Raw genomic sequence first — 15122 nt, forward strand, 5'->3', positions numbered from 1 at the left:
ATAAGTTGCGGCGCGTTAACCCCTCACCTGTCTCAGAGGGGTATGCCTGCGCAAAAGGCGTGAATTTCAGCGGGAATCCGCATATCATTCGCCAAAGGGACGTAATCGGGGTCTTTTTCCCCTTTATTTTGGTACAGTTGGCAGGAATTACTCGGTAGTTATATGGTCCTCAGAACATTCATAGCCTTTGACAATGCGAGTCTGATCGTCACTTCGAGCGCCAATGGCGGGCTCGTGGGCAACGGCATAATCAACAATTCCGACACGCCCAACGGCACCGTGTTTGAGTATTCGAGCACATTCGGCACAGAAATCGAACTGGACGATACAGGTGGCGGGGCGGGCAGGTTCAATGACGACCAGCCCAACAATCACATTATTACGGACGGTGGCGGGATCGTTGCCAATGGCACCCCGGTTGAATCAGAGAGCCTGATTATCCTGAGGGCGCTGGATGGCAACGGGAATCCGACCGGTCCGAACATCCAGCTCAATGTTTTCTCTCAAAACGGGGACTTCAGCGACATTTGGGGTTTTGCGACCACCGATCTGCTCCAGGATGGCACATCTTATGTAAAAATCGGCGGCTCGAATTTCGGGACGTCCAATTACAATAATTTTGTAACCTGTTTCGCGGCCGGAACGATGATTGGCACGTCGCAAGGCGAGGTGCGCGTTGAAGACATTGTGCCGGGGCAACTGATCTGGACCCGAGACAACGGTGAAATTCCGGTGCAATGGGTCGGCAGCACCGAGGTGGCCGGGCAGGACGCTTTTGCGCCTGTGGTGTTCGAAGCGGGCGCGATCGGCAATGACCGTCCGCTGACGGTTTCACAACAGCACCGCATCTGGGTCGAAAACCCGATGGCGGAGTTGCTATTCGGCAAGTCCGAGGTCCTTGTCGCGGCAAAGCATCTATGTGGTTTGCCCGGAGTTGCCGTTCAGCCCCAGGACCAGGTGAGCTACACGCATTTCATGTTCGACAGCCATCAGATTGTTCGATCAAACGGGGCGCTGACCGAGAGCTTTTTCCTTGCTGAGAATGCGGTTCGGACATTGGAAGCGGGACCACAGGCAGAACTCCGCGCCCTGTTCGCCGCCGCCGATACCGGAGGATTTGATCGATTTGGGGATACGGCCACAATCACCCTGACGGCACGTGAGGTGGAGGCTTTGAAACCTTACCTGTCTGCCTGACGGATCCCGGTCAGTCGTCTGCCGATATCAAGCCCAACCCGCGCAGGTAAATCCCGATCCCGGTCTCCAAAAGATCATCTGCCGGGAACGGAGAGGCACGGCCAGGAGAATTCCGGGCGAAAAGCTCTACAACACCGTGGCTCAGCGCCCAGATATGGGCGGAAAACATCGAGGCAGGAGGGCGCTTGTCTTCGGGAATATGCTGGCTGAGGTCAGTTGCCGCCCGCTCCAAAACGCCACTGGCGCGGTTCGCTGCTGCCGCCAGTTCGGGCGTCCGGTTCACTGAGATACCGCTTTCAAACATCGCGATATAATGGCCGGGATATTTGCGCGCGAAGGCCAGATAGGCCCGTCCTGTTGCGGAAAACGCCGCCAAAGCAGAGGGTTGGCCTTTTTCATAGGCGTATTCCATAAGATCGGCAAAAATCTCGTAGCCTTGCAACGCCGCTTCGGCAATCAGATCTTCGCGACCTTCAAAATGCCGATAGACGGCAGCCGGGGTAACTCCGGCTTGTTTGGCCGCCTCTGACAAGGTGAACCCCATCGGACCTTTGGCTTCGATCAATTGCAAAGCCGCTTCGATCAGCGCCTGCCGCAGATTGCCATGGTGATAGCCGCGTTTAGGCATGCCAGATGTCCGGTCCACCACAAATTGACGGGTCGATCGGACCAATCGCCTTGGTATCCTTGTGCGCGTAATCGAGACCATGCAGCACCGTTCGGATCGCGTTCAGGCGCGCGCGCCGCTTGTCATCCGACCGCACGACTGTCCAGGGGGCCACGTCACTGTGGCTGCGGGTCAAGGTTTCGCCGATGGCTTCCGAATAGCGATCCCAGCGGTTGAGACCTTCAACATCAATCCAGCTCAGCTTCCATTGTTTGAGGGGGTCACTTTCGCGTTTCAGCATCCGCCGCAGCTGTTCAGCGCGTCCGACATTGAGCCAGAACTTGAAGAGATAAATGCCTTCGTCGGCGATCATACGTTCAAAAGGGAGGACCTGGGAGAAAAACTGCTCCCGCTGCTCTGGCGTGCAGAACTCGAACACGGATTCCACGACACCCCGATTGTACCAACTGCGATCAAAGAAGACCATCTCGCCAGCGGCGGGCAGATGCGACACGTAGCGCTGAAAATACCATTGTGTGGCTTCGGTTTCGGTTGGTTTGGAAAGGGCAACGATGCGGGCACCTCTTGGATTAAGATTGGTGCGGAACCGGCTGATTGTGCCCCCTTTTCCCGCACCATCGCGACCTTCGAACACAATCGCGACACGGGCGCCGCTCTCCTTGGACCAGGCTTGCAGTTTAACCAGTTCGATTTGCAGCGCATCGAGCTCTTTTTCGTAGAGCTTTCGGGACATCCGCGTCTCATGGGGATAGTCGCCCGTCAGGATGTCATCCTTATCCGCCTTTTCAATGGCTTGCCGAACGTCCGCTGGCGCTCCGGATTTGAAAAAAGTGCTAATGGCGCCGTCGAATGGCAGGTCCATGAAGGCCTCCGGGTAAGTGCTGTTGCAATCAATATGGGATGTTAAGGGGCTTAACGCAAACCGGCTTTGACGGCGGCCCGGTCGATCGCATCCGTCACTTCCCCGGGGGCGGCATGATGCGGCATGTGCCCAACGCCTTCCAATCTGATCAGGTTTGCGTCCGGCAGTAAGGCAGCCAATGGCTCGGAATGAATGTGCAGGGGCACGATGGTGTCATCTGTCCCGTGAAGGATTTCAACCGGCAGGCTAAGACCCGAATAACGTTGAGACATATCAACCACATAGGGGCGCAGACTGTTGACCTGCTGCGCATTTGCGCGCTGGGTGCTGCGGCGCAGGGTCATTTCAGGGCCGAAATGGTCCAGATATCCGTCAGGAATGGGTTGAGGCTGGAAGATGGCTTTGACAGCTGTTTCCACCGCCGCTCTGGGCGCGAAGGCCGTGATCAGCGGAATGGCCAAGGCACCTCCGGGCTTTGAGGCATTGACCTGATAGAAAAGCCCCAGATCCCCGGGCCATGGATTTGAGGCTGCCCCCAGCAAGACAAGGGCTGCGGTTTCATCCGGACGCTCCAGCGCCCAGGCGAGTGCTACCGCACCGCCGTAGGAATGCCCAACGACAATGGGCTTTGAGACGCCAACCTGATCAGCGGCAGCCTGCATCAGTTTTGCCTGCAAAGAGGGCGGCTCTGCGTAGTTATTCCAGGCCCCGCCATGCTCCGGCGCGGGCCTTTCGCTCCATCCCAATCCTGGACGGTCAAAGGATATGACGCGGTAGCGATCGCTCAGGCGTCCGACCAGATCAAAGGTGAAATCGCGCAGTGAACCGCTGGCACCATGGATCAATACCACATCCGGCCCGCTGCCTTCGATCCGCACATGTATCGACGTCCCGTCGACATCGACAACCTGGCCGGATGGCGGATAGGCGGATTCTGCTGCCGTTTCACGCGCCGTTGCCCGCCATTGAACAAGCGCCACCACTCCCAAAATCAGCGCAAGGCTCAGGACCATTCGCTTACGTCCCAATGCGATTCATCTCGAAGGGGGTGCATTGATAAATCTCGTTGATCCAGTTGCCGTAAAGCAGATGGGCGTGGCTGCGCCACCGATTGAGCGGGGTCTGCGCTGGATCGTCACCCGGATAGTAATTCATCGGTACGTTGATCGGCGTGCCTGCATCCACATCGCGATCATATTCCTGTTTCAGCGTATCGCGATCATATTCGAAGTGATTGAAGATATAGAGCGCACGATGGCTTGCGTCTTCCACCAGACAGGGGCCGACCTGATCGCTACCCAGAAGCGTTTTCAAGCTCCCAGCCTTGTTAATTTCGTCCTGGCGCATCTCTGTCCAGCGCGAAACAGGGATCACGCAATCGTCTGAAAAACCACGCAAATAGGGAGATGCGGGCGCCAGATTGCGATGCCGGAAACAGCCAAAGGCCTTGGCCTCCAGCATATGTTTATCGACGCCGTGAAAATGGTTGATCATGGCCATGCCACCCCAGCACACGCCAAATGTGGATTGCACATTGGTCTGGGTCCAATCCATGATCTGGCGGAGTTCGTCCCAATAGGTGACCTGCTCGAAGGGCAGGTGTTCGATGGGCGCACCGGTGATGATCAGTCCGTCGAATTTCTCGTCTTTGACCTCCTGAAAGGTCCGGTAAAAGCTGGCCATATGGGCGGCTGCGGTATTTTTTGTCCGGTGCTCGGACATCCGGATCAGGCTCAACTCGATCTGCAAAGGTGTCGCGCCGATCAGACGGGCAAACTGATTTTCGGTCTGTATCTTTTTCGGCATCAGATTCAGTAACCCGATGCGCAGCGGTCGAATATCCTGACGGGCCGCCTGAACCTCGTCAACCACCATCACCCCTTCGCGCGTCAGCACGTCGTAGGCCGGTAGGTCGGAAGGTATCTTGATAGGCATCAGTCTTCTTTCGATAAGGTGTCAAATGAGGGAGATAGCCTCTCGCAACGGGTGCCTCAAGGGGGACGACCTCACAGGTCAGTGTGCGGGTCACAGGCAACCGGCAATGAGGTCTTCGAAATCCTGCGGCGATTTGAGGGCGGCGACCTGATCTGCAGTGACTGTTACACCCCAGCGCGACATTGCCTCGTAGCGGGGCTGTCGATGAGCGAGCGCTCGGGCATAGGTGAAACGAATGAAATCATCCGGATCAACATCACCTTCCAGGCATTTGTTTTCCTGTAAGTATTCATCCCATACCTTGGCCAGAAACGCGGGCTGATACGCCATCGGTTTGGGCGCGCGGTCGAACCGGCGGATAAGTTCCTGCGTATGGGCCTCATCTCCCTTGATCCAGATCAGCAGACAGTTACGTGCCAGATCCTTCATCAAGGCGTCCTGATCATCAGCGGCCTCAACCCATTCGCATATGGAACCGCCTGAATCACAGATGAAATGCGGATATCCGTACAGTGCTTCGGCGCGTTCCGAGAAATGCGCGGTATCGTAGAGTGCCGAAATCTCTGCCTGCCGGAATTGCGCCTGCCTGCGTACGTATTCCGGCATGGGCAGGCCACCGCGATCTTTGGCACCGGGTTTGCCGAGGTAGGTGGCGACCGGCGCCAGATTGTCGAAGGTGATGTTGGACCCGATGTAAATACTGTCACTCATCAGCAAATCGCGCAGAAACGGGACTTTCATCGCCTCCGCCTTGGCGTTGTCGGCGATGAATTCGCCCATGTAGCGGGTGCCGATCCGGTAGTCGATGGAATAGTGAAACCAATCGCCGGAGGCGCGAAGCAGGTTTGACATATGTGTCTTGCCCAGACCCGACATACCGTAGACCAGGACGGATTTGCGGGGGGCTGCCCGCCAGTCGGCCGCAGAAGAATATAACATGGGGTCGCGTCCCTGTGAATCGAATGGCGTTCCCCTTGTCCTAGCCGTGGCCAAAGGGGGGGTCAATCAATCCGCAGCAACGGCTTTGCGTTTGCGGAACCTCTGCCACAGGCGTCCATCCAGAATGATCAGGCCGGCGGCCAGCAGCGCAAAGCCCGCGTAGGCATTCGGATTTAGCTGCTCATCAAGGACCAACGCCCCAAGGATGATCGCGACCGGCGCAATTAGGAGCGTTACCAGCATCAGGTTGCCGCTGCCTGCGAGACCCAGAATGTAATAATAAAGCAGATAGGCCCCCGCTGTCGCGATCAGGGCATAGTAGGCGACCGCAAGAATAGTGACGGGTTGCAGGTCAAACGAGATGGGGCCATCGACGATCAGGGCCAAAGGCACGGTGAAAATCGAAGAGCCGGTCAGCATGCCAGCCGCCGCAACCTGCGGCGCAAGCCCTGCGAGTGTTTTGCGCGCCCAGACACCAGCCAACGCGTAAGAGACTGTGCCCCCCAGAATGGCCAGTTGCGCAATGGACCGCAGATCGAAGTTACGTAGGTTTTCCAGACCGATCGCGGTCATCACCCCCAAGAAACCCAACCCCACACCGATCATTTTGCGCGGCGAGAGCTTTTCGTCGGCAAAAAACAGGGCCGCAACCAAAACGCCAAAGACCGCGGTTGCGGCGTTCAAAATGGATGTCAGCCCGGTTTCGATATGGAGCTGTCCCCAGGCCATCAGGCTGAAGGGCACGGCGTTGTTCAGCAGACCCATGATCACAAATGCGCCCCAGACATGAAGACCTCTGGGCAGCGGCAGTCGCAAGCTCAAGACCACGGCCCACAGAGCGATCATGGCCCAGAAAGTACGATGGGCAACGGAGGTCAAAGGCGCGATCTCATCCAACGCTACCCGGATCGACAGGAATGAAGCGCCCCAGATCAAAGCCAGCAGAATCAGTGCGGCCCATGCTTTGCCGGTCAGTGTTTTTTGCGGTGTCATGCGGGGAGCCTAGTAGGCGGTTCTCGGGTGAACCACCCGAAACATGCGCAAAGAAAAAGCGCCCGCAAAAATGCGGGCGCCAGCTAATCAGGTTCAGACATCAGAACCGGTAACCAACCTTGACGCCAATGGCGATCGCGTCGTTGTCATTGAAGTTCGCAGCTGGCGTGCCGCTGACACCGGTTGTTGTATCACCGATCCGGATATAACGGATACCGGTTGTGATCTCGTAATTGCCCTGCGAATAGATCGCGGCCAGCGAGATGCTCTCCTGTCCGTCAGCAGGTCCGAGGTTGGTAAAGAGATTGCGGGTGTTTTCCTCGTATCCGATAGACGCCGCCACGGACCAGTTGTCGTTCAGGCGCCGCCCGATCCCCAGCGTATAGGTGATCACATCTTCCTGGTAGCTGAGCAGCGACGATCCACCGGTCACGGTTTGATAGAGCGAAGGATCGAGCGCGAAATCGGACCAGTCCACCCAACGCACGCCGCCGAAAAGCAACGTATCGGCTGCCACACCGGTCTGGAATTCAAGATTGAGAGATTGCGGCGTTTCGAATTCCGTCGATGTGGAAAGCGATCCGACACCTACGACATTTTCGACCGTATCAACACTATGTGAGATTTCTGAACTATAGGTCAGCGAGACACGCAGCGCGATTTCCGGTCTTTCATAGGCGACACCGGCGACATAGCCGAGGCCGTAATGTACATCCGCTTCGGCAGTATAGAGCAGCGGTGGGCCGACCGGTCGGATGAAGTTCACGGTCGCGTTGGCTTCGACAGATTGCAGACGCAGCCCGCCAAAGACCGAAAAACCTGAATCGTCTTTATAGCGCAGCAACCCCGTCAGAGCCCGGCTGGTAAACTCTGCGTCTGATGTGGAGGCGAAGTATCCGGTTCCCGCAGGGTAGTCGACATCCGCTCCGAAAGGCTCGTCTAGGATCAGCGCGTAGGAAAATCTGTCATTGATATCAGCTTTATACGCCGCGCCAAATCGGAAGTAGCTCGGTGCGATATCGCCCGATCCCGTGCCATTTGCAAAGGGCGCACGCGCTTCACCGCTCAGATCCGGTGTCACACTGACGGCGCTGAACTCCAGATAGCGGCCTTCTTCGAAAAGCACATCAATCGACTGGCCCGACCGGTCGATACCACCTGCATGTGCGGCACCGGCCGCCAGACAAAGAGTTGTTACACTTGTTATATACGACTTCATGAAGCTCCTCCCCGGAACGTAAGCCTTGTCTGGATTTGCATTTTTGCTTTGAAAGGCTGGGGCAATTAATCACGCAAAACCCCTGCGTCAATCAATGACGCTAGGGAAGATTGCGTTGTGACCTCACGTAAAATCAAGTTTTTGTTTGGGTTTCGGACCAAATATTCAAATAGTTGCCGGTAAAAATCACCAGGGCCCCCACAAAAACCCAAAGATCCAGTGGCTCTGCGTAAAGCAGCATGCCGACAACAGCGATCACCGGCAGGCGGACAAAATCGATTGGTACGACGACAGTTGCAGGCGCAATGGCCAGCGCATTGGTCAGGCAAAAGTGAGCGACAAGACCCGCTGCACCGACAAGAATGACCAAAGGCAAGGCCGCGGCGGATGGGATCGCAATGTCACCGTCATATCCGGCTGCAATGACACCAAAAACCAGTTGCAGGGCAGTGAGGTAGAACAAGATACAGGTGATGCCCTGGGTGCGGGTCAAACGTTTGGTGAGCATGATGGTGAGGGCAAAGAATATTGCGCATGACGCGGCGGTGATGATGCCTGAATTGAGCCCGGCCATGTCGGGCCGCGCCACGATCAGGATGCCGATAAACCCCATGATCCCCGCAAGGGCGCGCATCAGTGTCAGGCGCTCGCCCAAAATGAGAGGTGACAGCAGGATGACCCAAAGCGGCGTGGTGAATTCCAGGGCGATCACCTGTGCCAGCGGGATGACGGTGACCGCATAAAACCAAAGGTTCTGCCCGGTGAAATGGGCAAGGTTACGGATGATCTGAACCCGCATGTTGCGTGTGTTGATCTCGCGCCATGTGCCAAAGGCGCCGGCCAGCGAGACCACGATCAGCACGCCAAACAGGCTGCGGTACATCATGATCTCGAATGTATCGAGTTCAGAGGACAGCTCCCGCCCGCCCACCGCCATGGAAGAGAAGGACACGATGGCCCCGATCATCCACAAGGCGGCTTTCAGCGTCGGGCTCATAGGGGTCTTCAATTCAGATCTGAGGCAAAGCGCGCGCCGGGAAAGCTCACTCCCACTCGATTGTGCCCGGTGGTTTGGAGGTAATGTCGTAGGTGACCCGGTTGATCCCCGGCACCTCATTGATGATGCGGGTGGCCGTTTCGCCGAGGAACTCATGGCTGAACGGGTAGTAATCCGCCGTCATCCCATCGACGGAGGTCACGGCACGCAGGGCGCAGGCAAAATCATAGGTGCGCCCGTCGCCCATGACCCCGACCGTGCGTACTGGCAGGATCGCAACGAAGGCCTGCCAGATGTCATCATAAAGCCCGTGTTTGCGTATCTGGTCGATGTAGACCGCGTCGGCCTCGCGCAGGATGTCGAGTTTTTCGCGGGTGATCTCGCCGGGGCAGCGAATCGCAAGTCCGGGGCCGGGGAAGGGGTGACGCCCGATAAAGCTGTCCGGCAGGCCCAATTCGCGCCCCAGCGCACGGACCTCATCCTTGAAAAGTTCGCGCAGCGGTTCGACAAGTTGCATGTTCATGCGTTCCGGCAGGCCGCCGACGTTGTGGTGTGATTTGATGGTGACCGACGGCCCGCCTGAAAAACTGACCGATTCGATGACATCGGGATAGAGCGTGCCCTGCGCCAGAAAATCCGCGCCGCCGATTTCGCGTGCGTGTTTCTCGAACACCTCGATGAACAGACCACCGATGATCTTGCGTTTGGTTTCGGGATCGCTGACGCCGTCGAGCTTGCCCAGGAACAGCTCGGATTCGTCGGCGTGGATCAGGGGCAGGTTGTAATGTTCGCGGAACATGCCCACCACCTGCGCGCTTTCATCTTTGCGCATCAGCCCGTGATCGACGTAGACACAGGTCAACTGATCGCCGATGGCTTCGTGGATCAGCACGGCTGCAACGGAAGAATCCACACCGCCGGAAAGCGCGCAGATCACGCGGCCCGTTCCCACCTGATCGCGGATGCGCTGGATCGCCTCTTCGCGGTAGGCGCCCATGGTCCAGTCGCCTTTGAATCCGGCAAGCCGCACGAAATTTTCGTAGAGTTTTGAGCCATTTGGCGTATGGTGGACTTCGGGGTGGAACTGTACCGCATAAAAGTCGCGCGCCGTGTCGCCGGTGATCGCAAAGGGCGCGTTGGGCGAGGTGCCGTAGACTTCGAAACCGGGCGCGATTTCGCTGACGTGATCGCCGTGGCTCATCCAGACCTGTTCGCGCTCCGCCTCGAACCAACCTTCCAGCAACGCCATCTTGCGCGCTTCTGGCGTGACATAAGCGCGGCCGAATTCGGCGGTGCCGTGGCCGCGTTCCACCTTGCCACCAAGACACTGCATCATGACCTGTTGGCCGTAACAGATGCCCAGAATCGGAACGCCCAGATCAAAGACACCTTTGGGCGGCATCGGAGCACCTTCGGCAAAAACCGATGATGGCCCCCCCGAGAAGATCACGGCCTTTGGTTTGAATTCCTCCAAAAACGTATCGGATACGGAATTGAACGGATGGATTTCGCAATAGACATTCAGCTCCCGCAGGCGGCGCGCGATCAACTGCGTTACCTGGCTGCCGAAGTCGATGATGAGAAGGCGGTCATGATCTTGAGTGCTCATGGGTGCTGATTAGGCTTGGGAAGGCAAAGTGGCAAGAGCCGTGGAGAGATTCCAACCAACTATGCGAGAGCAGGGTCAGGACTTTGCGGTCATGTCGCTTTTTTCCCTGCAAGGCCGCTCTGGGCCAGAGAAGCGTGGGCCGAGTAAGGTAGCACAAACGCAAGCTTTTCACTTCGGAGACAAAAATGGCGGTAGCAGAGCGTAGACGCGGGCGTGGTGGTGGCGGGGCCGCCAGACGTGCGGAGAGAAGTGCAGTCTCTTTCGAGACCGCGCGTTTCATCGAACGCAATATTCCGAATTTCGAAGTTCTGACAGAAGAAGCGTTGGAAATTATCGAAACCAATGCCGAAACGGTGCTGGAAGAGATCGGTGTCAATTTCATCGAGAATCCCGCGGCCTTGGCGCGCTGGCGTGAGGCCGGTGCGGATGTGGATGGCGAACGTGTGCGCATCCCGCGCGGGCTGGCCCGCCAGCTTTGCAAGACCGCGCCGTCGAGCTTCACCCAACATGCGCGCAATCCGGAACGCAGTGTGGTCATTGGCGGCAAGAATCTGGTGCTGGCCCCGGTTTACGGCCCACCTTTCGTGCGCGACGCCATGGGCGGACGCCGGTATGCCACGATGGAAGATTTCCGCAAATTCGTGAAGCTGGGATATATGTCGCGCTGGCTGCATCATTCGGGCGGGACCGTGTGCGAGCCCACAGATGTACCGGTCAACAAGCGCCATCTGGACATGTTGCATGCCCATATGACGCTGAGTGATAAGCCGTTCATGGGGTCGGTGACCGAGCCGAGCCGCGCTCAGGATTCCGTGGAGATGTGCGAGGTTCTCTTCGGCAAGGAGTTCGTGCAGGAAAATACCGTGATGACATCGCTCATCAACATCAACTCGCCGATGACTTTCGACGATGTGATGATGGGGGCGCTGGAGGTCTACGCCAAGAACAATCAGGCCTGCATCATCTCGCCCTTTATCGTTGGCGGGGCAATGGCGCCGGTGTCGGTGGCGGGTACGCTGACACAAGTGATGGCCGAGGTTCTGGCCGGCATCGCTTACAGCCAGTTGATCCGGCCCGGTGCCCCGGTAATCATGGGCGCCTTTGTGACGTCCATCGACATGAATTCCGGCGCACCCACATTCGGGACACCCGAAGCGGCCCATATCACCTATGGAGCCGGGCAATTGGCGCGCCGTCTTGGGCTGCCTTACCGGTCGGCGGGGTCCTTCTGCGGCTCCAAGCTGCCTGACGCGCAAGCGGCCTATGAGACGTCGAACAGCTTGAACATGGGCCTGCTCGCGGGCGTCAATTTCATGCTGCATTCATGTGGATGGCTCGAAGGGGGCCTTGTGTCTTCTTTCGAAAAATTCGTTATGGATGCCGATCAACTCGGGACTTTGCATCACCTGGCACAGGGTGTGTCAGTGGACGACAACGCCCAGGCCATGGATGCCATTCGCGAGGTTGGACCCGGCGGGCATTATCTGGGATGTGATCACACCCAGAAAAACTTCAAATCGGCATTCTGGAAGTCCGATTTGCTTGACTACAAGCCTTACGAGACCTGGGAAGATGAGGGCGCGCGGGATACGCAGGCCCTGGCATCGCTCAGGGTCGAGAAACTGCTCAGCGATTATCAACAGCCAGGCCTGGACCCGGCCATCGCAACCGCACTGGCAGAGTTCGTCGCGCGTAAGAAATCCGAAGCGCCCGATAGCTTCATGTAGGCTTCGGCTCAGGCCGCTTGTGAGGCGCGCAAGACGCGGGCCTCACCCACCATCGCGATCAGGATATCCACATGGCGGATTAGGCTGTAGCTTGCGTTCCCGCTGGTGCGCTGAACGTTCAGCTCGGCTTCAATCTCCATCAATCGCAACAACGCGGCACCGTGTTTCGGTAAGACACCGTAGCCCAACAGGCGCGGCAAATGAACAGACCGTCGGTAATCTTCCGCGCCGATGCGCGCTGCGCGCATCAGAAGTGGTGGTCGGCGCAGTGCGTGCAGCATTGATAGCAGATCTTGCATATAACGTTCCTTTTGTACGTCTTCCCCAGAGGGCACTTGGCCCCGCCGCCTGAGATATTACACAATCATAGGTGGTGTTGCGTTGGGGCCGCATTCCGCGCGCATGAGGTTTAGGGACTTATTAACACTTTGATGTCGGGGCATAATTTGGCAAGCTGCGAGACAGACCAAAAGGGGAGCCAGTGTTGCGTCAGGCGGTTTGCTGGCGCGCGGTGCCGTAAACACTGTTTATGTTTTGGAGACAATAATTGCCAAATCAAATACTGTTAACGAACGGGTAACCAATACCTCTTTAGGTTGTATTCACTTCTATTGAGACAACCCTAACAGCAATGGACATCGGTACCGACGTTATGAAAGAGCTGGAGATGCTGCCACATCGCTCCCACAACCCTTCGGAAGCCGGTTTGCCTGATTGGGTCCCGGCTGCTGCGCAGGTTTACCTGGCCCATACGGAGGCAGGATTGCCTATTCGGGCTTTGGCCCGGGCGGCAGGCTGCCATGCCTCGACGATATTGCGCCAGATTCGGCGTGTCGAGACCCGTCGGGATGATCCGCTCGTGGATGCGGCTCTTCGTACATTGGGTGCGGCGCATTTTGTTCCCCGTTCAGTAACAGGTAAAACGAACGAAAAGGACTTATCTCCAATGAGTTTCCAAGACCGCATACCTGCGCCATCGGATGATGACGAAACCACCCCGGACGAAGCAACATTGATGGCTGAAGGCACACGTGTCCTGCGCCGTTTGTGTGAAAAGGGCGCTGTTCTGGCCGTTGTGACGGAAATGGAAAAGGCCGTGATCGTTCGGGACGGGGTGAGTGGGCAAGCGACGCGCACCGGCGTCGTGCCGCGCAAGATAGCCGAAGCTCTGGCACTCAAGGAGTGGATTGCGGGCACGCCGAACGGCCGCATTACCAGATATTCGATCACACCGGCAGGCCGGGCCGCGCTGGAGGATATGCTGGACAGTTCCGGCAATGTCGCGGTCAGCGGTTTTGCCGACGCTCAGGCTGATTTTGCAGGCCAAAGGCGTGATTGGGGGGAAAAGACCCTTCCCGATGTGGATACCGGCCGCCCGCGTCGCATGCGCTACAATCTTGCGGAAAGCCCATTGACCGCGCTGGCGCGCCGTCGTGACAAGAATGGCGAGCCTTTCTTGAGCGATGACCTGGTGACAGTTGGCGAGCGTTTGCGGGAAGATTTCGAGTTGGCTCAGATGGGCCCGCGTGTCACCCAGAACTGGGACCAGTTTTTGACAGCCGGTGGACAGACAAATTTCGTGCCCGATAGCGGCGTCAGCGACGGCCCGTCAAATGCGCGCAAGCGCGTGGCGGATGCACTGCAAGATCTGGGGCCGGGGCTTTCAGATGTTGTGCTGCGGTGCTGCTGTTATCTTGAGGGTCTTGAGACTGCCGAGAAGAAACTGGGCTGGTCCGCACGTTCGGGAAAGATCGTCTTGCGGATCGCGCTGATGCGGCTCAAGCGGCACTATGATGAGACCATCGGGCCGGGTGGTCCTTTGATCGGGTAGGATCGCCGCGCGAATTCCGAAACCAAGATCAGGGAGGGTGCCGATGTGCACCCTCTTTTTTTCCTGCGGCCTTCAATGAGGCGCGTGCCCATTGCAAGGCAGCTATGCAATCGCCGCGAACGGGTGCTGTTGAACCTCCCCCAACTCATCGTCTAAACTGATCTGGATAGGGCGTGATGCGCCAAACGGATAAGGAAGACGCTTCATGGCCCCGCGCGACCTGAAAATTCCCGAGCAACGGCATCCGGAAAAAGCGCGTCGCCCTGACAATCCCCAGCCCAAGAAACCGGATTGGATTCGCGTAAAGGCCCCGGGGGGTCAGGGCTATGCTGAAACCGCCCGAATCATGCGGGAAAACAATCTGGTAACGGTTTGCGAAGAGGCAGGGTGCCCCAATGTCGGCGAGTGCTGGTCGCAGGGCCATGCCACGATGATGATCATGGGTGAGGTTTGCACCCGCGCCTGCACCTTCTGCAATATCGCCACCGGCAAACCGCCCGAAGCGCTGGATGCGTTTGAACCCGGCCGCGTAGCCCATGCGGTTGAAAAACTGGGGCTGAACCACGTGGTGGTGACTTCGGTGGACCGGGATGACGTATCAGACGGGGGTGCTGATCATTTCGCCCAGACGATTCGGGCCATTCGGCACCGCAGCCCGGACACCACAATTGAAATTCTGACGCCGGATTTCATAAAATGTGCACCTGACGCGCTTGAAGTGGTTGTCGAGGCGCGCCCGGATGTCTTCAATCATAATCTCGAAACGGTGCCGGGCCTCTATCCTGAAGTGCGTCCCGGTGCGCGGTATTTCCATTCCTTGCGCCTGTTGCAGCGGGTCAAGGAACTCGACCCTTCGATGTTTACAAAATCCGGCATCATGGTCGGGCTGGGGGAAGATCGGCAATCGGTGATTCAGGTCATGGAAGACATGCGCGCGGCTGACATCGATTTCCTGACGATCGGACAGTATCTGCAACCCACACCAAAACATCACCGGGTGGATCGATTCGTGCATCCCGATGAGTTTGCTGCCTATGAAAAAGCGGCTTACGGAAAGGGGTTCCTGATGGTCTCGGCCACCCCCCTGACACGGTCGTCTTATCATGCCGGCGATGACTTCGCGCGATTGCGCGCAGCCCGAAACCGGAAACTTGGGATCGCCTGATCCCTCGTGACGTCACGTAA

14 protein-coding genes are annotated in these 15122 nt (G+C 57.5%); 4 read left to right on the forward strand and 10 right to left on the reverse strand.

The genetic code is table 11. From position 1 onward, the window contains the following. Nucleotides 1-162: 162 nt before the first annotated feature. The gene (locus ACOTTU_RS04925; protein ID WP_298918122.1) at nucleotides 163-1197 is read left to right on the forward strand and encodes a Hint domain-containing protein; all 1035 of its coding nucleotides are present in this window, start codon (nucleotides 163-165) and stop codon (nucleotides 1195-1197) included. Nucleotides 1198-1207: 10 nt separating this feature from the next. On the opposite strand, the gene ACOTTU_RS04930 is transcribed toward ACOTTU_RS04925, so the two are convergent. From ACOTTU_RS04930 to guaA, 9 genes are all read right to left on the reverse strand, one after another. Next, nucleotides 1208-1825 carry a TetR/AcrR family transcriptional regulator gene (locus ACOTTU_RS04930; RefSeq protein WP_425656277.1) on the reverse strand — a complete coding sequence of 206 codons (618 nt, stop codon included), beginning with the start codon at nucleotides 1823-1825 and terminating at the stop codon, nucleotides 1208-1210. Continuing rightward, the gene (ppk2, locus tag ACOTTU_RS04935; RefSeq protein WP_425656278.1) at nucleotides 1818-2687 is read right to left on the reverse strand and encodes a polyphosphate kinase 2; all 870 of its coding nucleotides are present in this window, start codon (nucleotides 2685-2687) and stop codon (nucleotides 1818-1820) included. Before ppk2 ends, ACOTTU_RS04930 begins: the two co-directional genes overlap by 8 nt. A gap of 50 nt (nucleotides 2688-2737) precedes the next feature. After that, the gene (locus ACOTTU_RS04940) at nucleotides 2738-3700 is read right to left on the reverse strand and encodes an alpha/beta fold hydrolase (protein WP_425656279.1); all 963 of its coding nucleotides are present in this window, start codon (nucleotides 3698-3700) and stop codon (nucleotides 2738-2740) included. A gap of 4 nt (nucleotides 3701-3704) precedes the next feature. Continuing rightward, nucleotides 3705-4622: a homoserine O-acetyltransferase MetA gene (gene metA, locus ACOTTU_RS04945; protein ID WP_425656280.1), complete on the reverse strand. Its 918-nt coding sequence runs from the start codon at nucleotides 4620-4622 to the stop codon at nucleotides 3705-3707. 90 nt (nucleotides 4623-4712) lie between these two features. Further along, nucleotides 4713-5561: an ATPase gene (locus ACOTTU_RS04950; protein WP_425656281.1), complete on the reverse strand. Its 849-nt coding sequence runs from the start codon at nucleotides 5559-5561 to the stop codon at nucleotides 4713-4715. A 66-nt stretch (nucleotides 5562-5627) separates the two neighbouring features. Next, on the reverse strand, nucleotides 5628-6554 hold the full coding sequence (locus ACOTTU_RS04955; RefSeq protein WP_425656282.1) for a DMT family transporter: 927 nt from the start codon (nucleotides 6552-6554) through the stop codon (nucleotides 5628-5630). Between the two features lie 100 nt (nucleotides 6555-6654). Then, nucleotides 6655-7773 (reverse strand): OmpP1/FadL family transporter, encoded by a 1119-nt coding sequence (locus ACOTTU_RS04960; protein WP_298918143.1) that lies wholly within the window; start codon nucleotides 7771-7773, stop codon nucleotides 6655-6657. A gap of 133 nt (nucleotides 7774-7906) precedes the next feature. Then, on the reverse strand, nucleotides 7907-8770 hold the full coding sequence (locus ACOTTU_RS04965) for a DMT family transporter (RefSeq protein WP_425656283.1): 864 nt from the start codon (nucleotides 8768-8770) through the stop codon (nucleotides 7907-7909). A 46-nt stretch (nucleotides 8771-8816) separates the two neighbouring features. Beyond that, on the reverse strand, nucleotides 8817-10379 hold the full coding sequence (gene guaA, locus ACOTTU_RS04970; protein ID WP_425656284.1) for a glutamine-hydrolyzing GMP synthase: 1563 nt from the start codon (nucleotides 10377-10379) through the stop codon (nucleotides 8817-8819). A 185-nt stretch (nucleotides 10380-10564) separates the two neighbouring features. Between guaA and ACOTTU_RS04975 the strand changes: the two genes are divergently transcribed. Beyond that, entirely contained in the window at nucleotides 10565-12106 is a 1542-nt protein-coding gene (locus ACOTTU_RS04975; protein WP_425656285.1) for a trimethylamine methyltransferase family protein, read from the forward strand. An 8-nt stretch (nucleotides 12107-12114) separates the two neighbouring features. Here the strand turns inward: ACOTTU_RS04975 and ACOTTU_RS04980 are convergent, their stop codons facing one another. Continuing rightward, entirely contained in the window at nucleotides 12115-12405 is a 291-nt protein-coding gene (locus ACOTTU_RS04980) for a DUF6477 family protein (protein ID WP_298918155.1), read from the reverse strand. A gap of 332 nt (nucleotides 12406-12737) precedes the next feature. On the opposite strand from ACOTTU_RS04980, the gene ACOTTU_RS04985 reads away from it, so the two are divergent. Next, nucleotides 12738-13937, forward strand: coding sequence for a DUF6456 domain-containing protein (locus ACOTTU_RS04985; RefSeq protein WP_425656286.1), 1200 nt, complete (start codon nucleotides 12738-12740; stop codon nucleotides 13935-13937). Nucleotides 13938-14142: 205 nt separating this feature from the next. After that, nucleotides 14143-15102: a lipoyl synthase gene (gene lipA / locus ACOTTU_RS04990; protein WP_425656287.1), complete on the forward strand. Its 960-nt coding sequence runs from the start codon at nucleotides 14143-14145 to the stop codon at nucleotides 15100-15102. Nucleotides 15103-15122 lie beyond the last annotated feature (20 nt).

Origin of the sequence: Roseobacter sp. EG26 (assembly GCF_049830555.1) — a bacterium.
Lineage (GTDB): Bacteria > Pseudomonadota > Alphaproteobacteria > Rhodobacterales > Rhodobacteraceae > Roseobacter.